This is a genomic window from Blautia sp. An46 (assembly GCF_002161645.1).
Classification (GTDB): domain Bacteria; phylum Bacillota; class Clostridia; order Lachnospirales; family Lachnospiraceae; genus Blautia; species Blautia ornithocaccae.
Genome location: NZ_NFIF01000009.1, coordinates 17,206 through 43,668, shown reverse-complemented (window position 1 = coordinate 43,668; position 26,463 = coordinate 17,206). Strand labels below are relative to the sequence as shown.

Annotated in this window: 31 protein-coding genes and 1 other annotated feature; of the genes, 1 reads left to right on the top strand and 30 read right to left on the bottom strand. The window is 44.6% G+C overall.

What is annotated here, in order from left to right:
• The 12 genes from rpmC to B5G00_RS08825 form a co-directional block, all read right to left on the bottom strand.
• Entirely contained in the window at positions 1 to 204 is a 204-nt protein-coding gene (gene rpmC, locus B5G00_RS08885; RefSeq protein ID WP_087271671.1) for a 50S ribosomal protein L29, read from the bottom strand.
• Positions 194 to 631 carry a 50S ribosomal protein L16 gene (gene rplP, locus B5G00_RS08880; RefSeq protein ID WP_087271669.1) on the bottom strand — a complete coding sequence of 146 codons (438 nt, stop codon included), beginning with the start codon at positions 629 to 631 and terminating at the stop codon, positions 194 to 196. Before rplP ends, rpmC begins: the two co-directional genes overlap by 11 nt.
• A gap of 2 nt (positions 632 to 633) precedes the next feature.
• Positions 634 to 1,290, bottom strand: a complete 657-nt coding sequence (gene rpsC / locus B5G00_RS08875) for a 30S ribosomal protein S3 (protein WP_087271666.1) — start codon at positions 1,288 to 1,290, stop codon at positions 634 to 636.
• 11 nt (positions 1,291 to 1,301) lie between these two features.
• The gene (gene rplV / locus B5G00_RS08870) at positions 1,302 to 1,688 is read right to left on the bottom strand and encodes a 50S ribosomal protein L22 (RefSeq protein ID WP_087271663.1); all 387 of its coding nucleotides are present in this window, start codon (positions 1,686 to 1,688) and stop codon (positions 1,302 to 1,304) included.
• A gap of 22 nt (positions 1,689 to 1,710) precedes the next feature.
• Positions 1,711 to 1,992, bottom strand: coding sequence for a 30S ribosomal protein S19 (gene rpsS / locus B5G00_RS08865; protein ID WP_087271660.1), 282 nt, complete (start codon positions 1,990 to 1,992; stop codon positions 1,711 to 1,713).
• Between the two features lie 14 nt (positions 1,993 to 2,006).
• Positions 2,007 to 2,852, bottom strand: coding sequence for a 50S ribosomal protein L2 (rplB, locus tag B5G00_RS08860; RefSeq protein WP_087271657.1), 846 nt, complete (start codon positions 2,850 to 2,852; stop codon positions 2,007 to 2,009).
• A 177-nt stretch (positions 2,853 to 3,029) separates the two neighbouring features.
• Entirely contained in the window at positions 3,030 to 3,329 is a 300-nt protein-coding gene (gene rplW, locus B5G00_RS08855) for a 50S ribosomal protein L23 (RefSeq protein ID WP_087271654.1), read from the bottom strand.
• Positions 3,329 to 3,949 carry a 50S ribosomal protein L4 gene (gene rplD / locus B5G00_RS08850; RefSeq protein WP_087271651.1) on the bottom strand — a complete coding sequence of 207 codons (621 nt, stop codon included), beginning with the start codon at positions 3,947 to 3,949 and terminating at the stop codon, positions 3,329 to 3,331. The genes rplW and rplD overlap by 1 nt, the downstream gene beginning before the upstream one ends.
• 29 nt (positions 3,950 to 3,978) lie before the next feature.
• The gene (rplC, locus tag B5G00_RS08845) at positions 3,979 to 4,608 is read right to left on the bottom strand and encodes a 50S ribosomal protein L3 (protein WP_087271648.1); all 630 of its coding nucleotides are present in this window, start codon (positions 4,606 to 4,608) and stop codon (positions 3,979 to 3,981) included.
• A gap of 117 nt (positions 4,609 to 4,725) precedes the next feature.
• Positions 4,726 to 5,043: a 30S ribosomal protein S10 gene (gene rpsJ / locus B5G00_RS08840; RefSeq protein ID WP_087271645.1), complete on the bottom strand. Its 318-nt coding sequence runs from the start codon at positions 5,041 to 5,043 to the stop codon at positions 4,726 to 4,728.
• A gap of 393 nt (positions 5,044 to 5,436) precedes the next feature.
• Positions 5,437 to 6,642: a hypothetical protein gene (locus B5G00_RS18880; protein ID WP_162613499.1), complete on the bottom strand. Its 1,206-nt coding sequence runs from the start codon at positions 6,640 to 6,642 to the stop codon at positions 5,437 to 5,439.
• A gap of 109 nt (positions 6,643 to 6,751) precedes the next feature.
• Positions 6,752 to 8,125 carry an aminopeptidase gene (locus tag B5G00_RS08825; RefSeq protein ID WP_087271639.1) on the bottom strand — a complete coding sequence of 458 codons (1,374 nt, stop codon included), beginning with the start codon at positions 8,123 to 8,125 and terminating at the stop codon, positions 6,752 to 6,754.
• A 141-nt stretch (positions 8,126 to 8,266) separates the two neighbouring features.
• Between B5G00_RS08825 and B5G00_RS08820 the strand changes: the two genes are divergently transcribed.
• On the top strand, positions 8,267 to 9,025 hold the full coding sequence (locus B5G00_RS08820; protein WP_087271636.1) for a GNAT family N-acetyltransferase: 759 nt from the start codon (positions 8,267 to 8,269) through the stop codon (positions 9,023 to 9,025).
• Between the two features lie 120 nt (positions 9,026 to 9,145).
• Here the strand turns inward: B5G00_RS08820 and B5G00_RS08815 are convergent, their stop codons facing one another.
• From B5G00_RS08815 to B5G00_RS08735, 18 genes are all read right to left on the bottom strand, one after another.
• Positions 9,146 to 9,409, bottom strand: a complete 264-nt coding sequence (locus tag B5G00_RS08815) for an HPr family phosphocarrier protein (protein WP_087271633.1) — start codon at positions 9,407 to 9,409, stop codon at positions 9,146 to 9,148.
• Positions 9,406 to 10,365, bottom strand: coding sequence for a DNA-binding protein WhiA (whiA, locus tag B5G00_RS08810; protein ID WP_087271630.1), 960 nt, complete (start codon positions 10,363 to 10,365; stop codon positions 9,406 to 9,408). The genes B5G00_RS08815 and whiA overlap by 4 nt, the downstream gene beginning before the upstream one ends.
• The gene (gene rapZ / locus B5G00_RS08805; RefSeq protein WP_087271627.1) at positions 10,365 to 11,234 is read right to left on the bottom strand and encodes an RNase adapter RapZ; all 870 of its coding nucleotides are present in this window, start codon (positions 11,232 to 11,234) and stop codon (positions 10,365 to 10,367) included. Before rapZ ends, whiA begins: the two co-directional genes overlap by 1 nt.
• An 8-nt stretch (positions 11,235 to 11,242) precedes the next feature.
• Positions 11,243 to 12,157 (bottom strand): UDP-N-acetylmuramate dehydrogenase, encoded by a 915-nt coding sequence (gene murB, locus B5G00_RS08800; protein ID WP_087271941.1) that lies wholly within the window; start codon positions 12,155 to 12,157, stop codon positions 11,243 to 11,245.
• A gap of 4 nt (positions 12,158 to 12,161) precedes the next feature.
• A complete protein-coding gene (locus B5G00_RS08795) occupies positions 12,162 to 12,932 on the bottom strand; it encodes a tRNA threonylcarbamoyladenosine dehydratase (RefSeq protein WP_087271624.1) in 771 nt (256 codons plus the stop codon).
• Between the two features lie 157 nt (positions 12,933 to 13,089).
• Positions 13,090 to 13,446, bottom strand: coding sequence for a stage V sporulation protein AE (spoVAE, locus tag B5G00_RS08790; RefSeq protein ID WP_087271621.1), 357 nt, complete (start codon positions 13,444 to 13,446; stop codon positions 13,090 to 13,092).
• A gap of 11 nt (positions 13,447 to 13,457) precedes the next feature.
• Positions 13,458 to 14,471 (bottom strand): stage V sporulation protein AD, encoded by a 1,014-nt coding sequence (locus tag B5G00_RS08785; RefSeq protein WP_087271617.1) that lies wholly within the window; start codon positions 14,469 to 14,471, stop codon positions 13,458 to 13,460.
• The gene (locus tag B5G00_RS08780) at positions 14,471 to 14,947 is read right to left on the bottom strand and encodes a SpoVA/SpoVAEb family sporulation membrane protein (protein ID WP_191385689.1); all 477 of its coding nucleotides are present in this window, start codon (positions 14,945 to 14,947) and stop codon (positions 14,471 to 14,473) included. The genes B5G00_RS08785 and B5G00_RS08780 overlap by 1 nt, the downstream gene beginning before the upstream one ends.
• A gap of 54 nt (positions 14,948 to 15,001) precedes the next feature.
• Positions 15,002 to 15,412: a stage V sporulation protein AB gene (locus B5G00_RS08775; protein WP_087271614.1), complete on the bottom strand. Its 411-nt coding sequence runs from the start codon at positions 15,410 to 15,412 to the stop codon at positions 15,002 to 15,004.
• Positions 15,409 to 16,032: a stage V sporulation protein AA gene (locus B5G00_RS08770; RefSeq protein ID WP_087271611.1), complete on the bottom strand. Its 624-nt coding sequence runs from the start codon at positions 16,030 to 16,032 to the stop codon at positions 15,409 to 15,411. The genes B5G00_RS08775 and B5G00_RS08770 overlap by 4 nt, the downstream gene beginning before the upstream one ends.
• A 63-nt stretch (positions 16,033 to 16,095) precedes the next feature.
• Positions 16,096 to 16,809, bottom strand: coding sequence for a SigB/SigF/SigG family RNA polymerase sigma factor (locus tag B5G00_RS08765; protein ID WP_087271607.1), 714 nt, complete (start codon positions 16,807 to 16,809; stop codon positions 16,096 to 16,098).
• Between the two features lie 8 nt (positions 16,810 to 16,817).
• On the bottom strand, positions 16,818 to 17,261 hold the full coding sequence (spoIIAB, locus tag B5G00_RS08760; RefSeq protein WP_087271603.1) for an anti-sigma F factor: 444 nt from the start codon (positions 17,259 to 17,261) through the stop codon (positions 16,818 to 16,820).
• A 12-nt stretch (positions 17,262 to 17,273) separates the two neighbouring features.
• Positions 17,274 to 17,609: an STAS domain-containing protein gene (locus B5G00_RS08755; protein WP_087271600.1), complete on the bottom strand. Its 336-nt coding sequence runs from the start codon at positions 17,607 to 17,609 to the stop codon at positions 17,274 to 17,276.
• 129 nt (positions 17,610 to 17,738) lie between these two features.
• The gene (locus tag B5G00_RS08750) at positions 17,739 to 19,229 is read right to left on the bottom strand and encodes a tetratricopeptide repeat protein (RefSeq protein ID WP_087271597.1); all 1,491 of its coding nucleotides are present in this window, start codon (positions 19,227 to 19,229) and stop codon (positions 17,739 to 17,741) included.
• Positions 19,230 to 19,240: 11 nt separating this feature from the next.
• Positions 19,241 to 19,390: a hypothetical protein gene (locus B5G00_RS19000; RefSeq protein ID WP_164496691.1), complete on the bottom strand. Its 150-nt coding sequence runs from the start codon at positions 19,388 to 19,390 to the stop codon at positions 19,241 to 19,243.
• Complete coding sequence (locus B5G00_RS08745) at positions 19,383 to 20,684, bottom strand: bifunctional folylpolyglutamate synthase/dihydrofolate synthase (protein ID WP_087271594.1); 1,302 nt, start codon at positions 20,682 to 20,684, stop codon at positions 19,383 to 19,385. Before B5G00_RS08745 ends, B5G00_RS19000 begins: the two co-directional genes overlap by 8 nt.
• Before the next feature lie 559 nt (positions 20,685 to 21,243).
• Positions 21,244 to 23,349, bottom strand: a complete 2,106-nt coding sequence (locus B5G00_RS08740) for an LTA synthase family protein (RefSeq protein ID WP_087271591.1) — start codon at positions 23,347 to 23,349, stop codon at positions 21,244 to 21,246.
• A 41-nt stretch (positions 23,350 to 23,390) separates the two neighbouring features.
• Positions 23,391 to 26,036, bottom strand: a complete 2,646-nt coding sequence (locus B5G00_RS08735; protein WP_087271588.1) for a valine--tRNA ligase — start codon at positions 26,034 to 26,036, stop codon at positions 23,391 to 23,393.
• Positions 26,037 to 26,134: 98 nt separating this feature from the next.
• Positions 26,135 to 26,360: a binding site (T-box leader), on the bottom strand.
• Positions 26,361 to 26,463: the final 103 nt, after the last annotated feature.

Sequence of the window (26,463 nt, the reverse complement as noted above, 5' to 3'; positions counted from 1 at the left end):
TTACGCATTTGCCTTCTGAGCAATCAGAGTCTGGATTCTAGCGATGTTCTTGCGAACTTCTTTAATTCTGCTTGTGTTGTCCAGCTGATTTGTTGCATTCTGAAATCTCAAGTTAAAGAGTTCCTTCTTAGCAGCTACTAATTCTTCCTGTAATTCTGCAGCTGATTTTGTTCTTAAATCTTCTACATAATTTTTAATTTTCACTGTTATCACCGCCTTCTAAGTCTGCACGAGAAACGATTTTACATTTAACTGGCAACTTGTGCATGGCAAGACGCAGAGCCTCACGAGCTGTTTCCTCAGGAACGCCTGCGATCTCAAACATTACTCTGCCTGGCTTTACAACTGCTACCCAGTATTCTAAGGCACCTTTTCCGGAACCCATACGTGTTTCTGCTGGTTTTGCTGTTACTGGTTTATCTGGGAAAATTTTAATCCATACTTTACCGCCACGTTTGATATAACGAGTCATGGCAACACGGGCAGCCTCAATCTGGTTGGATCTGATCCAGCAAGGCTCTGTTGCAACCAGACCGAATTCACCGTAGTTGATCTTATTTCCTCTTAACGCTTTTCCTCTCATGGAGCCACGGAATTGTTTACGACGTTTTACTCTTTTTGGCATTAACATAATTATTTATCGCTCCCTTCCTTAGTTCCTTTTGTTGGAAGTACTTCGCCATTGTAGACCCATGTCTTAACGCCAACTTTGCCGTAAGTGGTATCTGCTTCAGCGAAACCATAGTCGATATCTGCTCTTAAAGTCTGAAGGGGAATGGTTCCCTCGCTGTAGAACTCTGTGCGAGCCATATCAGCGCCGCCCAGACGTCCGGATACGGAGGTTTTGATTCCCTTTGCGCCGGCTTTCATTGTTCTGGACATTGCAGACTTCATAGCACGACGGAAGGAAATACGGTTCTCAAGCTGAAGAGCAATGTTCTCTGCTACCAACTGAGCGTCCTTATCCGGTCTCTTTACTTCTTTGATGTCAACAACTAATTTTTTATCTGTAAATTTCTGTAATTCAGCTTTTACTTTCTCGATCTCTGAACCGCCTTTACCGATAACAACACCTGGTTTAGCAGTGTAAACAATAACTTTTACTCTGTCAGATGCTCTTTCGATCTCGATTCTGGAGATACCTGCGCTGTATAATTTCTTTTTCAGAAATGTTCTGATATTATAATCTTCCACTAAGTTGTCAGCGAAATCGCCTTCAGCATACCATTTGGAATCCCAGTCTTTGATAACGCCGACTCTGAGCCCGTGTGGGTTAACCTTCTGTCCCATGATATTCCTCCTTATCTTTCATCCAATACAACTGTGATATGGCAGTTTCTCTTTAAGATTCTGTAAGCTCTGCCCTGTGCTCTCGGTTTGATTCTCTTCATTGTAGGCGCTTTGTTTGCGTAGCATTCTGCAATGTAAAGATTTTCCGGATTCATACCATTGTTGTTCTCAGCATTTGCAATAGCTGATTCCAGTAATTTTTTGATGACGCTGGAAGCGTATCTTGGATTGTATGTTAAGATACCAAGTGCAGTCTGCACGTCTTTGCCACGGATAACATCCAGTACGTAGCAAGCTTTCTGTACGGACATTCTTGCGTAGGATAACTTTGCAGAGGGTCTTGTATCTTTATTAGCATTTCTTGCTCTTTTAATCTGACTTCTATGTCCTTTTGCCATGATAAAAGCCTCCTTTCAAATATTAACGAACACCTGATTTTTTCTCGTCTTTGCCGTGTCCTCTATAAGTTCTTGTAGCAACAAACTCACCAAGTTTGTGGCCAACCATATCTTCTGTAATATAAACCGGCACATGTTTTCTTCCGTCATGAACAGCGATTGTATGTCCAACGAAGGAAGGGAAAATTGTGGAACGACGTGACCAGGTTTTAATAACTGTCTTATCGCCGGCAGCATTCATAGCGTCTACTTTTTTCAGTAAGCTTTTATCTGCGAACGGTCCTTTTTTTAATGAACGAGCCATTGTCTTACCTCCTATTATTTAGCTAATGTTTTGCCATCTCTTCTTCTTACAATTAACTTGTTAGACTGTTTGTTTTTCTTTCTTGTCTTCAAGCCAAGAGCCGGTTTGCCCCATGGAGTACATGGACCTGGGCGTCCGATACCGGTCTTACCTTCACCACCACCATGTGGATGATCGTTGGGGTTCATAACAGAACCACGAACGGTAGGTCTGATGCCCATGTGACGTTTACGTCCTGCTTTACCGATGTTGATAAGGCTGTGCTCGCCGTTTCCTACTACGCCGATAGATGCGCGGCAGTTTAAAGGAACCATTCTCATTTCGCCTGATGGAAGACGAAGTGTTGCATATTTTCCTTCTTTTGCCATTAACTGTGCTCCGTTACCAGCAGAACGAACCAGCTGTCCGCCTTTGCCCGGATACAGTTCAATGTTGTGTACCATAGTACCAACTGGGATATTTGTCAGAGGCAGGCAGTTTCCAGGTCTTACTTCAGCGTTTTCGCCGTTCATGATCTTCATGCCAACCTTTAATCCTTCTGGAGCTAAGATGTAAGCCTTCTCACCGTCTGCATATGCGATCAGAGCGATGTTGGCTGTTCTGTTCGGATCGTATTCGATAGTCTTAACTGTTGCGGGGATATCGTCTTTTCTTCTCTTGAAGTCAACGATTCTGTATTTTGTTCTGTTTCCGCCTCCGCGGTGTCTTACTGTGATTTTACCTTGATTATTACGTCCAGCATTTTTCTTTAAGGACACAACCAGAGATTTCTCTGGAGTTGAGGTTGTGATCTCACTGAAATCAGAACCTGTCATGTGTCTTCTGGAAGGTGTATATGGGCTGTAGGTTTTAATTCCCATTACTGTCTCTCCTTTCATGTTCGCCAGTCTGCAACATATCCTGGCGTTTCTTTGCCGCAGCCAAATATCGGATTATTTTTTCTTGACTGCTGTAGTTGTCATCATAGTTTGTACGGGTATGTTCGCTCAACTAAACTCGGCTGTCGCCTTCGGCTCTGCCTCGTTAAGGTTCGTGAATTATAATCCCTCAAAAATTTCAATATCTTTGCTATCCTCTGTAAGAGTTACGATAGCTTTCTTTGTCTTAGCTGTTTTTCCGAAGGTCATTCCTCTTCTCTTTGTCTTACCATCTAAGTTCATGGTGTTGACAGATTTTACTTTTGTTCCTTCGAACATTTTTTCAACAGCTTCTTTGATCATGGTCTTGTTAGCCTCTGTGTGTACTAAGAAAGTATATTTCTTTTCGCCCATGGCTGCCATGCTCTTCTCTGTTACAATCGGTTTCAGGATTACATCATAATACTGTACGTTTGCCATTATGCGTATACCTCCTCAATTGCTGCTGCAGAAGCCTTTGTCAGGATCAGAGTATTGTATTTCAGTACATCGTATACATTGATAGTACTTGGTAATGCTGTGATCACATCCGGAATGTTTCTTGTAGATAATACTACGTTCTGATCATTGTCAGCCAGTACTACCATTGCTTTAGAAACGTTCAGGTTATTTAAAACATTCTGCATTGCTTTTGTCTTTACTTCATCTAACTTCAGATCTTCCAGAACGATGAGCTTGTTCTCCTGTACTCTGCTTGTAAGAACAGATTTCAGAGCAGCTCTTCTTTCTTTCTTATTCATTTTCTGAGAATAATCTCTTGGTGTTGGTGCGAATACTACACCGCCGCCTGTCCACTGTGGAGCTCTTGTTGAACCCTGTCTTGCATGACCAGTTCCTTTCTGTCTCCAAGGTTTTCTTCCGCCGCCAGATACTTCAGAACGTGTTTTTGCTTTCTGTGTACCCTGACGATTATTTGCAAGCTGGCGAACAACAGCTAAATGTACTAAGTGGTCGTTGATTTCTACACCGAACACCGCATCGTTTAATTCCATTGTTCCAACTTCTTTGCCTTCCATATTATAAACAGATACGTTTGCCATTTGTATGGTCCTCCTTTCCAACGAAAACTTTATTTGCCGGCTTTCACTGTTTCTTTAATTGTAACTAAGGATTTCTTAGGTCCTGGAACAGCGCCTTTAACCAGAAGCAGATTGTTTTCAGCATCTACTCTTACGATCTCAAGGTTCTGTACAGTCACTTTTACATGTCCCATCTGTCCTGGCATTCCTTTTCCTTTGAATACTTTGGACGGATCAGAACAAGCACCGTTGGAACCTGCATGACGATGGTATTTAGAACCGTGAGTCATAGGTCCTCTGGACTGTCCATGTCTCTTGATAGCACCCTGGAATCCTTTACCTTTGCTGATTGCAGTAGCGTCAATCTTGTCGCCTGCAGCAAAGATGTCAGCTTTGATTTCCTGTCCTAAGGAGTATTCGCCTTCCAGCTTTAACTCTCTTACATATCTTCTGCAGGAAACTCCGGCTTTGTCAAAGTGTCCTTTCATTGGCTTGTTCACAAGGTTTTCTCTCTTGTCGCCAAAGCCAACCTGTACTGCTTCATAGCCGTCATTGTCCATGGTCTTAACCTGTGTTACTACACAAGGACCAGCCTGCAATACAGTTACTGGAGTTAACACTCCGTCTTCGTTGAAGATTTGAGTCATTCCGACTTTAGTAGCTAAGATTGCTTTCTTCATTTTTTACCTCCTGTGAATCTACAGCGGATTACACTGTGTTGTGCAATCATCCTAGACAAACAGTCGATATATATTTCTATATCAACCTTGTAAGGATAATCTCTTCATCAAACAGAATTATTTCTGTTTCATCTTGATATCAATGTACACACCTGCAGGCATCTCCAGTCTTGCCAGAGCGTCTACTGTTTTCTGTGTTGGTGCGATGATATCGATCAGTCTTTTATGAGTCCTCTGCTCGAACTGTTCTCTGGAATCTTTGTATTTGTGAACCGCACGCAGGATTGTTACAACCTCTTTCTTTGTAGGAAGGGGAACCGGTCCGCTAACAGTTGCTCCATTCTTCTTAACAGTTTCGATGATTTTGCCTGCAGACGCATCTACTAACTGATGGTCGTAAGCTTTTAAAATGATTCTCATTACTTGACTTGCCATAAAAAAAGTCTCCTCCTTTTCGCACTTTTTGTAGTACGACAAGCGGCGACTGTACACATTCCCGTGTGTGTCATCTCAAATCTGCACACACTCCCACTCATTCGTGGTAAGTCTCTTGATGTTATACAGTGACTTGTCGTCAGTTTCCTAACTTGACATTCGCTCCACGGAAAACCTGCCACATAGGCAGCAACCTCGCGCTTCACAGCTATCATGTCACAGCACTTGTTAGTATAATAGAAGTTTTTCCAGATTGCAAGCTTTTTTTCTTCTGTTTTGTATTTTTTTTGTATTTTTTCTTATACATAAAAGAAAGCACCGGAAAGGAGAATTTCTCTTTCAGATGCTTTTCTTCTATATATAATATATTGTTCGAAACATAAGTGGATGAAATCAAAGGATGTCTGAATAATCCAGCAGTGTCACCTGATTATCTTTATCTTCTTTTACTTCCGGTGCATCTCCTGCAGCTCTTGCCTTTGCCAGGAGTTCTTCTACAGAAGGAGCATTTGGAACAGCTTCCGGATTTAGCATCCTTTCTTCCTCCTCAACCTCAGGAATCATGATTGTATCGCCTGGATCTTCAGAAGATTCCGGCTCTTCTATCTCATCCTCAGCCTCATTCTCAGACATATCCATTTCCTGAGCGTCCTCAAGTTCTGTCTCTGGCTCAGTTTCAGGAACTTCTGTTTCTACGGTTTTTGCAAGAACTTCTTCAGGGCTTTCTTCTGTCTGCTCTATTTCCTGGATATCCGGCATGACAATGGTCGCATCAGGTACCTGCTCAGGCTCACTTATCTGTGAAATTCCCATAGCTACAGAGGACATGGCCTCTTCCATTGCCTTATCAAGCTCTTCTATCTGAGAATCTCCTTCCCCGCTCTCTTCTGTCTCTGTCTCAAAAGTTTCCGGAATGTTTTCTTCCAGCTCAGCTGCTGTTTCCTCTTCCTCTTCGTCCTCCAGATAACCTTTCTTCTCCAGCTTTCTGCGGCGCTTCTCTTCTTTCTTCAGTCTTCTCCGCTCTCTCCGTGAAAGTACTTTCTCTTCATCCTCGTCGGATTCTTCCTCTTCCTGGGAGTCTTCCTCAGACTCATCTTCCTCTTCGTCCTCATCCTCTTCTTCATCTCTATCTTTTCTCCAGATTTCAGAAAGAATGAAAAGAATAATAAGAAAGACAATTCCCAATCCTACTACAATAAGACCTTCTGTACTCTGAAGAGCTATAGCCCCATATCCAATAAATGGAACTACAACTATCACACGTGAGATTGATTTCTGAATCGTAACGCTCTGGTCATCACTATTTTCATTATATGGATCCCTGACTCTGTAAGCTCCTGCACTGGCATCCATATCTGTAATCTCATAGACATAATCGCTGGAGCCTTCGCTGTAAATGATACGGTCTCCAACCTCAAGTTCCTGAGAGTTTATAGTTCTGCCGTAAGCTACAGAGCCCACAGGCAAGTTTGTATCAGTTTCTGTATTATCATTCATAACTGTATCAATGCCTGCAAAGGGCGGTACCAGCAGGGCAGCAGCTACTGCAATAGCCGCAATAACGACTAGATTCACAATTATTTTCAAAAATTTTGACATTTCTGTACTCCTTACCTTACAGCCTGGCTGCTATTTTTTGTAATTTGTTTTATCTTAACATTTTTCAGCCAAGATGTATAGAGTGAATTTTCAGTCTGAATTTTGATGGTTACATTTCTTTCAGGAAAGCACAGTAGCCTTTGTAAGCTTCATAGATGTCTACCTTGCTGGCAATTTCCCATGGAGAATGCATGTTCAGAACAGCTACGCCGCAGTCAATTACTTCCATATTATAGTTTGCCAGAATATAGGCGATGGTCCCGCCGCCTCCCTGGTCGACTTTCCCCAGTTCCGCAGTCTGGAAAGCTACCTGATTTTCTTCCATGACTTTCCGGAGTCTTGCTATGTATTCTGGATTGGCATCGTTGGAGCCGCTCTTACCTCTGGAACCTGTATATTTATTGAAAGTAATACCATGTCCCAGATAAGCTGAATTCTTTTTCTCCATTACTTCCGGATAGTTGGGGTCAAAGGCCGCACTGACATCAGAGGAAAGCATCATAGAATTTTTCAGGGCTCTTCTCAGACTCAGCTCGCTGTACTGTCCTGCTGCGTTCATAACCTCTGCTGTTGTATTTTCAAAGAAACGTGACTGCATTCCTGTAGCGCCCACGCTTCCAATTTCCTCTTTATCAACCAGAAGACACACGGAAGTATATTCCACCTTATCCTGGGCCAGCATAGCCATAAAAGAAGGATATGCGCAGACACGGTCATCATGTCCGTATGCCATGATCATACTTCTGTCCAGGCCGTAATCTTTTGCAGGCCCTGCAGGAACTACTTCTAATTCTGCTGATAAGAAATCTTCCTCTTCGATTCCATACTGTTCTTTCAGAAGCTCCAGTATCTGAGCTTTTACCGGTTCTTTTTCCTCATCGGTCAGAGGAATGCTTCCCACCAGGACATCCAGATTTTCACCTTCTACTACTTCTGCAGCATTTTTCTGCATCTGCTTACCGGAAAGATGGATCAGAAGATCGGAAATTCCTACTACCGGGTCATCTTCCTTTTCCCCGATCACTACCTGGACCACTTCGCCATCCTTCTTAACTACTACGCCGTGAAGGGCCATTGGCAGAGTCACCCACTGGTATTTCTTCACGCCTCCGTAATAATGGGTATCCATCATCGCCAGTTCTGTATCTTCATATAATGGATTCTGTTTCAGATCCAGTCTCGGAGAATCTACATGAGCTCCCAGAATCCGCATTCCCTTTTCCATAGGCTCCTGGCCTACAATGTACATGGCAAGGGTCTTTCCCATATTGTTGGCATACACTTTGTCTCCCGGCTTCAGTTCTATTCCCTGAGCAGTAATCTCATCCAAGTCTCTGTATCCTGCCTTCCGGGCCATATTTATCATTTCAGCAATACATTCCCGCTCTGTCTTACAGCGGCTCATAAACTCCTTATAGGCTCCGCAGAAGTCAAAAATTTCTTTTTTATCCGTATATTTTTTCCATGCATTTTCAGTCTTCATCCTTGTCTGCCTCCTGTCATTTGTTTTTCAGAACTATCTCGATTCTACTACAACTTCCTTCTGAATGCAAGGCAGGGCTTGCTTCTTCCTTCCTTATCTTATATAATGGGCATTAATCCCAAATGAAAGGTGGAATCTGTTTTGAAAAATAAGATTAAAACCATTGAAGACCTGTCTCTGAATGCATGGCCTTCTCACCAAATGCAGATTTATGACGGCTGGATCCTTCGTTTTTCTTATTTTTATACCCACCGGACCAACTGTATTGAACAAATCGGCCCCTCCTCTATCCCCTTGGTGGATAAGCTGGATTACTGTGAGGAAGTTTACGAAAGGTGGGGAACTCCCGCCATTTATAAGATTACTCCATTGATCAACAGTTCCTTTGATCAAAAACTTACAGAAAGAGGATACCATATTGCCCATATTACAGAAGTCATGACCATGGAGCTTGGCGGCCCTCTTCCCGGACACATCTCCTGTGAGGTAGTCCTCAGCCCCCATATCACTCCTCAGTGGCTGGAGGCACTTTTCAACATGAAAGGAACAGTTAATCAGATTCACAGAAAAATCGTCCCTTCTATGTATGCAGCCATTCCTAAGGATGTTATCGCTGCTTCTGTGTATGATAAAGGAGAGATGATCGGCACTGGACTTGGCATATTGGACCGGGACTATGTGGGACTCTATGCAATACATGTGGCAGATAAATATCGAGGGTCCCATATTGGCCGCTCCATCTGCCTTTCCCTTTTAAACGCAGCCACCAGGCAGGGGGCTTCTTCCGCCTATCTTCAGGTAGTGCAGGGCAATATACCAGCCAAAAACCTGTACCGTTCCCTTGGATTTGAAGATTTCTATACTTACTGGTTCCGGCAGCAGTATCCTGTAAAAAACTAGTACATAGCAAAACCCCGGCAGCAGCAGAAAGAATTTTCATCTCTTCCTGACTGACTGCCGGGGCATTTTTTCACATTATTCTATATCAGGGCTGATTGGTCCAAGTAAGACATTCCACCATTATTTATGGGACTTCTTGCTCAGGTATTCCTCAATTCCTTTCATGGCCTCTTCTTCATCTGCGCCTTCAATGGATACCGTTACCTTTTCTCCAGCATCAAGTCCAAGGCTCATCATTCCCATAATACTCTTCGCGTTTACCCTCTTCTCCTCATTTTCCAGATAAATACTGCTGGAATACTGGCTGGCAATCTGAACGAGCATGGCAATCGGCCTTGCCTCTAGTCCATTTGAAATTCCAATAGTTATCGGTTTCCTAATCATACTTGTTCCTCCTTGAATCCTCTAAGCTGTTCTGCTATGCTGCTGATCTTTCTGAGTCTGTGATTCACTCCCGACTTACCTATGGGAACCGAGAAAAGAGCTCCCAGCTCCTTCAGGGACGCCTGAGGGTATTCCAAACGCAGCAGCGCCGTTTCCTCCAGATTTTCAGGCAGTCTGTGAAGACCTACCGTATCTCGGATATACGCAATATCCTCCATCTGTTTTACCGCAGCATTTACAGTCTTGTTAATGTTTGCCGTTTCGCAGTTCACCTTTCTGTTCACCGTGTTCCGCATTCCCTTAAGTATCCGGACATTTTCCAGATTCATCAGAGAAACACCAGCTCCCATAAGGCCTAAAAGTTCTACGATTTGTGCGCCTTCTTTCACATAAACAACATCATACTTTTTGCGTTTCACAATCTTGGCATCAATTTCAAAAGACTGAATCAGCTCCTGCAGCTGCCGTGCCTTTTCCTGGCTGGTACAGACAATCTCAAAATGATAAAATTTTGTAGGATCGCTGATAGACCCGGAGCACAAAAAAGCCCCCCGCAGGAATGCCCGCCTACAGCAATTCTTCTGAATCACCATTTGACTGACCAGGCCCTGTACAGCCGCCGGCCTCCTGTCTGCAGTGAATAATTTCACAGTCTGGAGAACCTTTACCGTAATATCCTGATTTCCCACGTCAATTGTAAACCGGTTGTTTTTTTTGACTATTCTTTCATCAATAGAAACTTCGCCATTTATTTTAAACGTTTTTTCCAGCAATGTAAAGCACTTTCTTACAATAGCCGAATTTTCCGAGGATATTCTCAGATTTATTTCTCCCTGGGGGTCTGTATATATTTCCCCACTAAAAGCTATGATCGCAGACAATTCCGCTATCCTGCAGTGTCTGGCGCTGTCTATTTTCTTCAGCAGCTCTTCTTTTACCTCTCTGGAAAAAGACATTACTTCCCATCCTTTTCTATATCTCTATGTTCTATACGCAGTCCATATTCTTCGCTCTTCTCCAGGCGGCGGTAAAGTTCATTTGCCAGAGTCACAGAACGGTGCTTTCCTCCAGTACATCCCACCCCGATCACAAGCTGAGTCTTTCCCTCCGCAATATAATTAGGTATGAGAAAGCGTATCATGTCCTCCAGTTTATCGGAAAACTCATGGGCAAGGTCAAACCCCATTACATAATCCCGCACATGCTGATCATTCCCGCTCAGAGGCCGGAGCTGTTCTATGTAATAAGGATTTGGCAGAAAACGTACATCAAAAACAAGGTCCGCATCCTGAGGGATTCCATACTTAAACCCAAAGGACAGTACCGTCACCATAAGGTTTTTAAAGTTCCGGTTGTCTACAAAAATCTTTTCCAGCTCTTCTTTCAGTTCTCTTGTAAGGAGTTTACTGGTATCCAGGATATAATCTGCATACTGCTTCAGATCTTTCAGCCGCTCCCTCTCTCTTCTGATACCTTCGTCCACCCGTCCGCTGCCAGCCAGAGGATGGCTTCTTCTTGTCTCTTTATAGCGTTTTACCAGAGCCCTGTCATCGGCATCCAGAAAAAGGATTTCCACTTTTGTTCCCGGATACTTAATATTTTCCAATACAGATTCCAGCTCATCCAGTGACTTGCCGCTCCTCACATCAATTCCTACGGCAACCCTCTCGATTTCTCCAGGACCACCGTCTCGGATAAGCTGGATAAATTTTTCAATCAGAGGCACTGGGAGATTATCCACACAAAAGTATTCCATATCCTCCAGCATTTTTAATGCCGTACTTTTGCCTGCCCCTGACATTCCTGTAACAATTACAAACCGCATAGCCCCTCCTAAAATTCTCCCAGAAATTTCACTTCTGTTTCTAACTCCACTCCAAATTTATCCCGAACACGCTTCTGTACTTCCCGGATCAGTGTCAGCACATCATTTGCTGTGGCTTTACCAGTATTTACCACAAATCCACAGTGCTTCTCAGATATCTGGGCGCCTCCCACAGAAAAGCCCCTGAGACCTGCATCCATGATCAATTTTCCGGCAAAGTATCCCTCAGGACGCTTAAAGGTGCTGCCGGCACTGGGCATATCCAGCGGCTGTTTCTCTACCCTTCTCTGCTTCAGCTCATCCATCTTTTCTTTGATTTCTTTCCTGTCTCCTGGTTTCAGTTCCAGTGCAGCCGCCAGAACAATATATCCCTTTTCTTTTATAATACTGGTTCGGTAACCTAAATGCAGTTCTTCCTTTTTCAGAGTAAAAATTTCTCCCTGTTCATCCATGACCAGAGCTTCCTGGAGAATATCTTTCATCTCTCCTCCATAGGCTCCTGCATTCATTACTACTGCCCCTCCCAGAGTTCCGGGAATTCCTGCTGCAAATTCCATTCCGGTGAGCCCTTCTTCCAGAGCTTCCCCGGCTATTTTGGCAAGACTGGCTCCGGCCTTGGCCCGTATCCGGCATCCTTCTACAAGAATATCGCTGACATTTTTCCAGAGCTGGATCACTACGCCTCTGTAGCCCTGATCACTGACCAGAAGATTGCTGCCATTTCCAAGGATAAAATACGGCAGCTCCTCTTCCCGGCAGATTGCCACTGTCTTCTGTATTTCTTTTGCGCTGTGGGGGCAGAGATAGAAATCTGCAGGACCTCCAATGCGAAAAGTGGTATGTTTTCTCATAGGCTCATTTCTATATACATTATCGCTGCCCAGACAGGCGCAAAATTTATTTTCTATTTTATTATAATCCATTTTCCTATAATAATCCCCTTTTATCATTTTTAAAAACCAGGTCTTTTATGACTTCTCCCGCAATCATAAGGCCTGCCACTCCTGGAACAAAGGACACACTGGCCGGAACCGGCCTTCCTGTACCGCCTCTTGTCTCGGCAGGAGCTTCCTGCTCCTTTTCCTGCTGTCCCTGGCGTCTTTTTCTTTCTTTCGGCAATGGCTCTGTTGAAAAAAGAACCTTTACTTTTTTAATTTTACGCTTCTTCAGCTCTGCCCTCATTACTTTCGCCAGAGGACACACGCTGGTCTTGGAAATATCCGCGATCTGAAAACTGGAAGGATTCAGTTTATTGCCTGTTCCCATACAGGAAATAACCGGAACTCCTGCCTCTTTCGCTTTTTCTATCAGCAGCAGCTTTGCAGACACGGTGTCCACTGCATCCACAATATAGTCATAGGATGAAAAATCAAAAAGATCCGCAGTCTCAGCCCCAAAAAAGGTATCGTATGTATGCACTACCGCATCCCGATTAATATCCATTATCCGTTCTTTTGCCACCTGGACCTTCTTTCTCCCCATGGTAGAACGCAGTGCAACCAGCTGTCTGTTCAGGTTCGTCAAGCTCACTACGTCATGGTCTACTAAAGTAAGGCTCCCTACTCCGGCCCTTGCAAGGGCTTCTACTACATAAGAGCCTACTCCGCCAATCCCAAACACAGCAATCTTGGCCTCTGCCAGTATTCTTAATCCTTCTTTTCCCAAAAGTTCTTCTGAACGTGAGAATGCATGGAGCATCTTCAGTTTCCTCCCGTAAATATAGTTCAAAATCCAGCCGTGTATAAGGGGTTGCCACATGAACCCCTGCTCTATCCGCTCATGTGACAGCCCCTCTTCTCATCACTGACCTTTATACTGCTTTTTATTATACTATCATTTTGAAAAAAAGTATAGCTTAGTTTTTCATCTTAGGTTTAAAAATAAGGCTGGCCAGATATCCGAAAATAAGGGCCGCCGAAATTCCCACCGCACTGGCAGTAAAACCGCCCATAAAAATCCCCAGAAATCCGTGTTCCAGTACTGCTTTTTTCACACCATTAAAAAGTGTGTTTCCAAAGCCCAGCAGCGGTACACTGGCTCCCGCTCCGGCAAAATCAATAAGCCTGTCGTAAATTCCCAGGCTGCCCAGAAATGCCCCTGTACATACCAGAAGCACCATAACTCTCCCCGGAAGCAGCTTGGTCTTGTCCAGAAGGATCTGGACCAGGGCGCAGATAAGTCCACCTACCCAGAATGCCTGAATATATTCCATTTTCTTCTCCTTTAACAATGTTCTACTACTACAGCCTGGGCAATGCCCGGGACACTTTTTCCCTCATTATAGCTGACTTTTGACAGAAGAGCCCCTGTAGGAATAAAAAGAACTCTTTTCCATTCTCCCTTTTCTACTTTCGGAAGGATATAAGAGGCAAATGTAGCTGCGGAACATCCGCATCCGCTTCCCCCGGCATGAGTATCCTGGGTTTCATTGTCAAAAATTTCTATGCCGCAGTCCATATGCTGTCCTTCTATATCAATTCCCTGCTTTTTCAGCAGGTCGAAAAGAATCTTCTGGCCGATTTCTCCCAGGTCTCCTGTAATAATCCTGTCATAATCCTCCGGCTTTCTTCCAAAATCCCTGAGGTTTGCCTCTATGGTGCTGGATGCTGCAGGCGCCATACAGGCACCCATATTATAAGAATCTTTCAGTCCGAAATCTACAATTTTACCAGTAGTGATGCCGGTTATCCTGGCACGGCTTTTTCTGGTTCCCAGAATACAGGCGCCACTTCCTGTTACTGTCCAGGTGGCTGAAAGAGGCCTTTGGCTGCCGTAGGCCAGGGGAAAACGGAACTCTTTTTCCGCACTGCAAAAATGGCTGGAAGTAACTGCACCTACATATTCTCCATATCCTCCCGCTACCGCCATAGATGCCAGAGACAGAGCTTCTCCCATGGTGGCACAGGCACCATACAGACCATATACCGGTCTGTGAAATCCCATGATCCCGAATGATGAGGCTATAGTCTGGGCCAGCAGGTCTCCCGCATAGATCAGGCGCAGCTTCTCTTTTTCAATCCCGGATTTTTCCATAGCAATGGTAAGAGCATCTTTCTGAAGGGTACTTTCTGCCTCTTCCCAGGATGCACACCCAAAGAGGCCATCCTCTGGTCCAACCTTATCAAAATATTTACCCAGAGGTCCCTCTCCTTCTTTTTTACCCACAACTGACCCGGCGCCCAGAACATATACACTAGTGTCAAATTCTATACTTTGTGTTCCTATGGTATGTCCCATTATACAATCCCCCACATATGAAGAAAATAATAAATCAGTCCCAGAAAAGAAGATACCAGTATTCCGTAAAGAATAACCGGACCGGCGATAGTAAATATCTTACAGCCGATACCGAATACCTGGCCTTCCTTCTGATACTCAATTGCAGGCGCCGCCACAGAATTGGCAAAACCGGTAATCGGCACCAGTGTTCCGGCACCGCCCCATTTAGCCAGTTTTGGATAAATGTTCAGGCCGGTAAAAAGCACACTGAGGAAGACCAGAATCAAAGAAGTCCAGGCCCCTCCTGTCTCTTTATCCATTCCCTGCCATTGACAAAAGTTCATAATGGCCTGTCCCAATGTACAGATAAGACCTCCGCTTATAAAGGCCGCCGCCATATTTTTTGCCAGATTGTGAACTGGGGTTTTCTTTTTTACATATTCCTCATATTGCTTTGCTTTTTTCTTTTCCTGTTCTTCCTGCGACAGTTCCATGGCCTTTGCCCTCCTTGTACTGATATACTGGTAGTATGCGGACTGAGGGCTGTTTTATACACAAAACTGAAGCAGACTGCCTAAAGTTTTTCCGAAAGCTATAGACAGGATAATAAGCCCGGCACCTTCCTTCAGACCCAGATGCCTGGCTGCAATGGCAAATGCATTTACCACTTCTCCCAGGGCAATGATCCAGCTACCCAGAAAAATCCCGAAAAAAAGGCCTGCAAAAGCAGCTCCTGGATTGCCTATTCGTATAGCAAGATTATATACAGAAATAAGATTTCCTGCTATGCATCCCAGAATCAGAAAATCTTCATACAAAAGAATATGCCTTCCTGTATGAGTAATGCCTGCATATCTGGGAATAATACCCAGTCCTATGATAAAAGCTGACAGGGCTGCAGCAGCCACAGCTCCGCCGCAGAGGCCTGTGATCCCGGTAAGCAGCAGTCCCAGACTCATGTCTTTTTCTCCTTTCCTCCTCTGTTTTTCTCTGCGATCAGTGCTTTGTCCACATCCTCCTCATAGGTTCGCATCTGCACTTCTATGGGAGAAGGATCTTTTGTAGTCTTTCCATGTCCAAAGTGATTGAAAAAAAAGATAACCCCAACGCCAATTCCAATAGAATAGGCCGCTTCCAGGATTGTCCATCCCTGGGGAGTGGTTCCGGTAAGCTGATAATAAAGCCGGGGGAAAAGGGTCTGGATGTCTACATCCGTATTAAACGTCATAATAGAAAAAGCAGCGCCAAAAAAAGATAGTATACATACAAAAGCCGTCTTCATATGGTCTTTCCATCTGCCTCCCGACGGCGATTCCTTATAGGTAACTATGATATTTGCCTCCCCGATGTGAGTCACATCCACATTCTTTTCTTCCCTGGCAACGGCCCTTACCAGATCTACTGCAGAAACCACATATCTTCCCTGGGCCTTTCCCGGTATAATCATAATCCGACGTACCCTGTTCCGGTCCAATACCTTCTGGTCATTACAGGCCAGCTTGGCTACATCACCCAGGCATATCTGGGGACTGTGGACTTCCACGTTTTTTTCTGTTTGAATATACAGCATTTCGCTCATAGAAAACCTCCCTGATTTACTACGAATAGTATCTCTGTTCAGGGAGGAATTATTCCTGTCCGTCTAGAGTTTCTCTCTGAGACGGCTGAGTATTTTTTTCTCCATCCGGGAAACCTGGACCTGAGACAGTCCCATTTTTTCTCCAATATAGGCCTGTGTCTTTTCCTGAAAGAAACGCATATAAATCAATTCCCTCTCTTTAGCGCTGAGGCTTCCCAGGATTTCTTCCAGAAACATTTTGTTCAGGATTTCCTCCTGCTGGCTTTTCTCCTGAGGCAGTTTGTCTTCCAGAGAAATATCGCTGCCGTCGCTTTCATAAATGGTTTTCTGAAGAGATTCAATCTGAGCTCCTGACTCCAGGGCCATGACCAGTTCTTCTCTGGATATCCCCACTTCCCTGGCCAGTTCCTCCATGTCCGGTTCCCTGTTGTTTTTCTGCAGAAAAATTTCTCTGGCCCCGTAGGCTCTGGCCGCAGTTTCCTTCAGAGAACGGCTGACTTTCACCATCCCGTCATCCCGAAGATAACGTTTGATCTCCCCTGTGATCATAGGCACTGCATAAGTAGAGAATTTCACATCATAAGAAAGATCAAATTTATCAATGGCTTTCAAAAGTCCGATACTTCCAATCTGAAGCAGGTCCTCCATCTCTACGCCCCGGTTCTGGAATCTCCTGGCAATGCTGTGGACCAGTCCCATATTTTTCTCTACCAGTATATCTCTTGCTTCCTTATCACCTTGGTGCACACGCCCGATAAGGGCAAGGATATCGTCCATACGCCCTCCTATTCAAAAACCGGATTCTGCCGTCCTATAACTTTTTTCATGATTACCGTAGTCCCCTTTCCGGGAGTAGATTCTACCGTTACCTGATCCATAAAGGCCTCCATAAAGGCAAATCCCATTCCAGACCGGTCCTGTTCCGGCCTGGTAGTATATAAGGGCTCCATAGCCCTTTCTATATCTTCTATCCCTTTCCCGGTATCCTTCACCACCACAGTCAGCTCTCTCTTATTATTCCTGCACTCCACCCGGATTTTTTCCGTGGACGTATCATAGGCATGTACGATACAGTTGGTGATTGCTTCAGAAACTGCAGTCTTAATATCCGCTACCTCTTCCAGTGTAGGATTCAGCTGTGTGCTGAAGGCCGCCACTGCAATACGCACCAGCCCTTCATTACAGGATCTGCTCTCCACTTCTAAGATCATCTCATTTTTATTCTCCATGTTCCTCTCCTCCTATCTTTTCCTGTAATTCCATACGGGTTCCTGGCTGATCTCGATGTGTTTATAAATCCCTGAAAGCTGCATGATCCGCAGTATCCTGTCATTGACATGAATGGCGCTGACTGTGCCTCCGCTGTAGCTCAAAAGTCTTTTTCTTCCCATGATCATTCCGATTCCCGAACTGTCCATAAAATCTGTATTTGAAAAGTCAAAAACCAGCTGCCTGACCGCTCCCCTTTCCAGCTCCTGATCTATGGCTCCGGTTATCTGTTCCGCAAAATGATGATCCAGTTCTCGCGGAATATAAATAATAAGCATGGTCCCTCTTTTTTTCATATATTCTTCCATAACCCATTCCCCTTTCTATACTCTCCTCCGATTTTAAAGTCTGTCTCCTTATGTACGGAAAAAGGAGCCTTCCTTCTTTGGAAAGCCCCTTTATCTCAAGGTTTCTCTTATGCATCTGTTTATTTCAGATTATTCTTCTGTTGTTCCTTGAACGGCATCTTCATTTCCGGCAGTACTGCTGCTGTCACCCTCATTCTGGGTATCATCTTCACTGTCTGCAGAACTTATTTCATCGCTGTGGGCATCTATATAGTCCTGGGCATCCAAAGCATTCTGGGTTCCCGGATAGTTGTCCACCACCTTCTGATACCAGGCAGCAGCATTTTCCACATCGCCCTTCCCTGCATACGCCTGGGCCAGGTAATACATGGACCTTCTGTCCTGGGTTCCGATATTCACAGCTTTCTGCAGACTCTCGATGGCCGAGTCATAGTCCCCTGCATTTATATAGTTGATTCCTTTATTCCGATACTGCTGCTTCAGCGTATCTCCCACCTGGTTCATGATAGTGTCATAGATGCTCTTCCCTTCTACAGAAAGATTATCCGAATTTACCTCTGCAATGGCATTGGCTGCGTTGGTAAAATTCCCCTGCTGATATTCATCCCAGGATTTTAAAAGGTTTTCATAGTCTGTAGTCTGCTGCTGCGCCGCTTCAATCTGGCTCTGGGCTGTATCCACAGACTCCTGGGAGGCATTCATCTGCTCCTGAAGTCGCTCCAGCTCCGCTGCCTGTGTAGCCATCTGGTTGCTGTAGTCCACCACCTTTTCATTAGCCGCCTCGTTTACATTCTGAGTAATGGCAGGCACTACCAGAAACCAGAGAGCGGCAGCTCCTACAACCAGTCCAAGGATCAGGTTTATCAATGTATTGGTAATGGTCTTTTCCCGGAATTCTGGGGGCTGGATAACAACATCATTTCCCGATTTATAGATCAGACTTCCGTCTTTTCCTTCCCTCACTTTTTCTCTCATGCCGAACCTAGGTTCCAGATTAGTCCTTCTTCCTGTCTGTTCTTCCACTTCTCTCAGAAACCGGAGAGTGGTGGTATTGCTTTTATCTATTTTAGCTGCTGCTTTCAGCTGTCTTCTGGCTTTCTCATACTCTTCCTCATGGATATAGATCAGAGAGAGGAGATGATACCCTTTGATCAGCTTAGGATTGCTGGCCAGCACTTTTTTCAGCTGCAGTTTTGCCATATCTATATTGCCGCTTCTGCAGTATTCCAGGCACTGATTATATTTCTTTATGCTGTTATTTATTTCTTCCAGCCGGTTTCCGTCTTTTTGAAGCTTCTCGATATAGCCTATTGCAACATTATTCTGAGGCATCATATTCTTACTGATTACCCACTGGCTGAGAGCCGCTACCACTTCTCCGGTCTCAAAGTATACCAGTCCGAGGAGATTCCTGGCCTGTATATTCAGTTTGTTCATTTTCAGGCTTCGCTTCAGACAGGTAATGGCTCCTGACAGGTCCCTTACCTGAGCCTTCTCCAAACCCTGATTATAATAAAGGCCTGACAGAGCCCAGGCTTTTTTCTGGGCTGTCACTTTGCATCCACACTTTGGGCAATGGTCAGAGGCGTTTAGCGGCGCGTTGCATATCATACAATTCATAAATTTCACCCCTATTTATCTGAAGTGCTGCTGTTATCTTTTATCATTTCTTTCAGAATATCAATGACATCTGTCAGGTCCTGCCTGTAAATGGCGCCCTCTGCATCATCCACTTCCAGACATGGCTGAAATTTTTTCAGTTCTTCTTCAAAATTAATCATGGAACGTCCTCCTTACATAATCCTTTATCTCCCCTGCAAGATAAAGAGAACCGGCCACAAACATCAGGCCTTTTCCCTTCTGAGCATATGCCCTGTCGAAAGCTTTTCCCGGATCCGGCTCTGCATGAACATCTTCGCATCCCTCTTCTTTAAAAAGCTCTGCAAGTTCTGCTGCCGACTGCTTTCTGCTTCCCCATATCTCTGTAGTCACTACACTGGAGAAATGAAGACCCCTGCAGATTTCATGGATCATATCCCGGAAATCTTTATCTGATACTGTGGAAAACAGTAAAGTAATCGGATAGTCTTTCTGAAAATATTCCACAGTCTCCACAAATTTTGCGATTCCGTCTTCATTGTGAGCCCCATCTACGATCACTCCGGGAAGTATGGTCTCCATTCTTCCCTGCCAGCGGGTATTCCTCATTCCTCGTATCAGAGTATCTTTTTCCAGATGATGGATATTTTTCAAAACTCCCATAGTCTCAAGAGCCAGAGCCGCATTCATCATCTGATACCTGGCGATAAAAGGAATAAACAGTTCCGTTTCTCCATACACTCTGGAATCAGATACAAACTCTATGCCTTCGGGGGTAAAGTCCAGCATTCTCTGATTCTCTTCCTTCATGGCATACCACGGGCATCCCAGGCTTTCTGCCCTGGCTCTTATTACCTCAGCAGCCTCAGGATTATTTCCATCAAAGATCACCGGAACTCCTGGCTTTATGATTCCTGCTTTTTCCCCGGCTATCTGTCCTATGGTATTTCCCAGATATTCCACATGATCCAGACTGATCGATGTGATCACACAGGCTACAGGCTCTCTCACGGAATTGGTGGCATCCAGCCTTCCTCCCAGACCTGTCTCCAGTACAATATAGTCTACTTCTTCTTTTTGAAAAATCAACATGCCCATAAGGAAAAGAAATTCAAAATATGTGGGATGGTATTCTCCTCTCTCTACAAGAGAATCTGACATTTCCTTTACTCTGGAAAAAGCCTCCAGAAAGGTTTCATCAGAAACCATGACCTCATTGATCTGAAAACGCTCGTTGATCTTCATAAGATGAGGAGAGGTAAAGAGTCCGCATTTATAGCCCCCTTCCTCCAGCATGGTGGAAATAAAGGCACAGACACTGCCTTTCCCATTGGTCCCTGCTACGTGTATGATCTTCTTCCCTTTATCGGGACTTCCAAGAAGATCCAGGCACTGTCTGGTATGTTCCAGTTTATTCTTTGTTGTAAACTTTGGTATATCTTCGATATATTGAACCGCTTCTTCATAAGTGAACAAGCCGTATCCCTCCTGTTCTGTGAAATGGTAAGCAGACCTCTCGTCTCAAAAACATAGCCGTCCTGGGCTGCAAGCAGCCCGTCCGTCTCTGTTTTGAGACTTTCCGCTGCTATGAAAGCCCACGGATTGCTCCGCGCTCTGCGCTCCTGCAATCCTATCCATATTCGCAATCCGGCCTACCAGCCTTCTTGCTCATATGGATTAGCGTCTCGAAAACACAGCCGTCCTGGGCTGCAAGCAGCCCGTCCGTCTCTGTTTTGAGACTTTCCGCTGCTATGAAAGCCCACGGATTGCTCCGCGCTCTGCGCTCCCGCAATCCTATCCATATTCGCAATCCGGCCTACCAGCCTTCTTGCTCATATGGATTAGCGTCTCGAAAACACAGCCGTCCTGGGCTGCAAGCAGCCCGTCCGTCTCTGTTTTGAGACTGGGCTTTCATAATAAAATCACCACTTCTGTTATAATGGTTTGGCCCTGGCGGGCTGCCGGGGTCACTTATCATTATAATGAAGTGGTGATAATATGCAAGCAAATTATGTCGCCTGAGAAAAAAAGCTTTCTATTCTTCCTGGGTCTCTTCTGTCTGAGAATCTGTTTGAGATTCTTCCGCTGTCTGTTCCTGACTGTCTTCTCCCTCATCTGTAATCGGAGTCAGAACGGCCTCCTGGCTGCCTGCTTCAGGCTCGTGATAAATATAGCTTTCTGTTCTGGTCAGGACTCTGTGGGTAGAACTGTTGCTTCTGGTAGCAATATCCACTTCATCTCCATCCTGGAGAAGGTCCGTAAGCACAAGCAGGGTGTTCTCGTCAATAAAGGTAGCTTCTACAAGTTCCCCGTTTATTTCCAGATAAGAAGACTGGGTAAAATTAGCGCCCCGTATATAGTATCTGCCATCTGAAATTTCCTCAATGCCCTCAAACTGGGTATCCACAACGCCTAATTTCATAGCTGTTTTTTCATACGGAGTCTCTCCGTCATATACATAGTGCTCTCCGTAGAGGATATCATACTGGAGCATTTCCAAATCCACCTGATAATCCTGTGTATTCTTTCTTGCCTGATGGAAACGGAAAACATTTCCTTCATGGATTCCTACCCGGTCCATAACTTCTGCAGCCATCTGGTAGGCAGCTAAATTCTTATCCTGCTTTTCCAGTCCCATATTATCCCAGATTACATATTCTGTCTGGAAAAGATAACGGTTTTTCACGTCAGTGACTGTAAGATCCATAGTCGGCAGGTGGTCTCCATACATAACCAGTACTACATCTTCATCAATTTGAGAAAGGGCATCGATTAATTCTCCGATGAACTGGTCCATCTCATAAATCTGGTTGCAGTAGTATTCCCATTTATAATCCTGGGCCTCTGTGCTGCTGCCGGATACTGTAATCTTTGGATCTTCCAGCACCGGCTCTTCCGGATAGTCTCCATGGCCCTGTACAGAAATAGTGTATACATAATCCGGTCCTTCTGTGGATTCCATAGCCTGAAGAATGTATTTCGTCAGGTTCCGGTCACGGATCCAGTCGTTAGGGTTCGTATCATCCTGTTCTGACATATATTCTGATGAAGTAAAGGTGTCAAATCCCAGATTGGCAAACACACGTCTTCTTCCGTAGAAGTTCGCTTCGTTATTATGGATGGCATGGGTGCCGTATCCTAGTTCCTTAAGTACATAAGCTGCACTTTCACAGGTCTCTGTTTCCAGGATTCCCTTATAAGGATACTCGCCAGGTCCAAAGTAATGCATACTCATTCCTGTGATTGATTCAAACTCTGTGTTAGCCGTACCGGCTCCAACAGAAGGCACTTTATAATATCCGGAAGAATATTCCTCCATCAGTTTCCGGAAGTTCGGAATGGGATCCTCTGAAACATTCAGGTAATTTACCAGGGTAGGATCAAAAAAGGACTCCAGCTGAAGAAAAAGGATATTCGGTCTGCTTTCTCCTGTCTCCGGCAGAGACTCCGTACTCTCTGTGATATCAGCCATAGCCTCCTCTGAATAATCTCTGGGGCAGCTGATTCCTGTGTTAAAAATCGTTGTAGCCAGACAGTAGGGATAACCGTAATCCTCATAAGCAAATGCAATATTTCCAAAATAGTTGGACAGTACCCTTTTTTCCAAAGCCAGCTTTGTGGTTCCTGCAAAGGCCAAAGCTCCCACAATGATCAGGGGAATATTTACTTTATATCGAAGCTTTCCTTTATACTTTGGCCCTTTTATGAACAACAGGACCAGACCCAGCACAGCCAAAACTGCCAGGACAACCACTACCCAGAAAAAGAAAGCCGGCAGATACCGGTCCGCGATCTCAAAGGCATCTGTGATCATATGCAGGTCCGGCCCGGTAAAGGGCGTTACTCTGGTAGTCAGAAGCACGCCATTGATAATACCAAGGCCCATCCAGAAGATGGTAAGGATCACTCTCCAGAAAACTCTTCTTCTGAAAAGATATACGATCAGGGTCGTTGTAAAGATTAAAAATGTGTTATACAGAAAGACCAGAGGCCTCTCTGTCAAAAAATCCATGGCTTCCCATATAGAATGTCTGGAAATCGCTTCTATAAAGAAGTAGCCCACAAATACCGCCAGGAACTGCAGCGGTACAGAAAACATATTCAGATATTTCAGGCATAATACCTTCCTGATTTCTTTCATACTCTCTCTCCTAAACCTCTATGTGGCAGCCCCCCTGCGCATTACTGCAGCTGCGCTAATCTCTCTTTTACCTGTTCCATCATAGCGGTATAGCGTTCCAGTTTGGCCCGCTCTTCGTCAACCTTTGCCTTAGGCGCCTTGCTGATGAAACGTTCATTACCAAGCATGCCGTTTACACGAGCCAGCTCTTTTGTCAGTTTCTCTTCTTCTTTTTTCAGTCTCTCAATCTCTTTTTCCACATCAACCAGTTCTGCAAAAGGCATGTAGATTACTGCCTTAGCTGTAACGGCAGATACCGCATCATCCTCAATGCCTGTCTTATCCTTCTGAACGATTACCTGGCTTGCATGAGCCAGAGGCACAAAGAAGATTTCTCCGTTTTCAAAGATTTTCCGTATCTTCTCATCCTCGGCTGTTACAAATACCTTCGCTTTTTTGCTTGGAGGAACATTCATTCCTGTGCGTACATTTCGGATGCTTCTTACAGCCTCCTTAATGATTTCTACAGCTTCCTCCTCATTGGCAAAATTCCACTCTTCTTTAAATACCGGCCAGGAAGAGATCATAATGGATTCTTCCTCTGGATGAAGAGTACAGTAAATTTCCTCTGTAATAAAAGGCATATAGGGGTGCAGCAGCTTCAGGGCATTGCCCAGAACTGTCTTCAAAGTCCAGAGAGCTGCCCCTTTGGTGCTGTCTGTATCGCTGTAAAGCCTTGGCTTCACCATCTCAATATACCAGTCGCAGAATTCTTCCCAGATGAAATCATATACTTTCTGAACAGCAATACCCAGTTCATATTTGTCCATGTTTTCTGTCACATCTTTTGCCAGAGTATTGACTTTGGACAAAATCCACTTATCTGCTCCTGTAAGTTCTGCAAGGTTCATTTCTCCAGGAACTTCTGCTTTTTCCAGGTTCATCATAATAAATCTGGAAGCATTCCATACCTTATTGGCAAAGTTTCTGCTGGCTTCTACTCTCTCCCAGTAGAAACGCATATCATTTCCAGGAGCATTTCCTGTGATCAGAGTAAGTCTCAGTGCGTCTGCACCATACTTGTCGATAACCTCCAGAGGGTCGATACCATTTCCAAGAGACTTGCTCATCTTTCTTCCCTGAGAATCCCTCACTAATCCGTGGATCAGCACATGATGGAATGGTGTCTTTCCAGTCTGCTCCAGACCGGAGAATACCATACGGATTACCCAGAAGAAGATAATATCATATCCTGTTACCAGCACATCTGTAGGATAGAAGTACTCCATCTCCGGAGTCTTATCCGGCCATCCCAGGGTAGAGAAGGGCCACAGGGCAGAGGAAAACCAGGTATCCAGAGTATCCTCATCCTGGTGGAAATGGATACAGCCGCATTTCGGGCATTTCTCCGGCATTTCCCTGGCAACTATAGTCTCACCGCATTCGTCACAGTAATAAGCCGGGATCCGGTGTCCCCACCAGAGCTGACGGGAGATACACCAGTCTCTGATATTCTCCAGCCAGTGAAGATAGGTCTTGTCAAATCTCTCCGGTACAAATGTAAGATTTCCTTCTTTTAAAGTATCAATGGCAGCCTGAGCCATTTCCTTCATCCGTACAAACCACTGAGGCTTGATCATAGGCTCTACGGTAGTACCGCAGCGGTCATGGGTTCCTACACTGTGTGAGTGAGGAACTACCTTTACCAGAAGTCCCTGTTCTTTCAGATCTTCCACCATGGCTTTTCTGGCCTCATACCGGTCCATGCCTGCATATTTGCCTCCCAGCTCATTAATGGTGGCGTCATCATTCATAATGTTGATCTCTTCCAGATTGTGACGTTTTCCTACTTCAAAGTCATTAGGGTCATGGGCCGGAGTGATCTTTACACAGCCGGTTCCGAACTCTTTATCTACATACTCATCAGCGATCACAGGGATTTCTCTGTCTGTAAGAGGCAGCTTCAGCATTTTTCCGATGAGATGTTTATATCTTTCATCTTCCGGATTCACTGCCACTGCAGTATCGCCCAGAAGCGTTTCCGGACGGGTGGTTGCGATTTCCACAAACTGTCCTTCTTCTCCTACTACCGGGTAATTGATGTGCCAGAAAAATCCGTCCTGATCCTCATGCTCTACTTCTGCGTCAGAAATAGAAGTCTGGCATACAGGACACCAGTTGATGATCCTGGAGCCTTTATAGATATAGCCTTTCTCATAAAGCTTGATAAATACTTCCTGAACGGCCTTGGAGCAGCCTTCGTCCATGGTAAAACGCTCTCTGTCCCAGTCAGCAGAAGCCCCTAATTTCTTTAACTGATTGATGATCTTTCCGCCGTACTCTTCTTTCCAGGCCCAGGCATGTTTCAGGAATTCTTCTCTTCCGATTTCGTTTTTATCAATCCCCTGCTCTTTTAACTTTTCAATAACCTTTACCTCTGTGGCAATAGCCGCATGGTCTGTTCCCGGCTGCCACAGGGCTTCATAACCCTGCATCCTTTTAAAACGGATCAGGATATCCTGCATGGTCTCGTCCAGGGCATGTCCCATGTGAAGCTGGCCAGTTACATTTGGCGGGGGCATCACAATGGTAAAAGGTTTTTTATCTTTGTTTACTTCTGCGTGAAAATATTTGTTATCCAGCCATTTCTGATAAATGCGGTCTTCCAGACCTTTTGGGTCATAAGTTTTTGCAAGCTCTTTGCTCATAGTCTCCTCCTCTTAGTTATGTCCGGTATTTTATATCCAAAAACTTTTTTGGGAATCTGCATAAAAAATACCCTCCATAACCATCTCATTAAATAGTTACAAAGGGCGACAAAGCCGCGGTACCACCTTTTTTTATCACTCAAAGGTCCTGTAACGGGGACAAACCGGGAAAACCTACCAAATCTTACCTGCTGTCAGGTGATTTCCTTCAGTATTCCGGTTCAAAAGCTACCTTCCGCCCTTTTTCCTTAAACAATCTTTCAGCCGACGAATTGTTCTCTCTGCAAGTTCCCAGAGCGTACTCCTCTTTCTCATTACCTTTTTCTTTCGATGTCACAGATTTCTCAGCACTGCCTGCTTCCGAAATCTTTACATCTTTTCATTTCATTTATCATAGACATATTGAAAAATTTTGTCAAGATGGGAA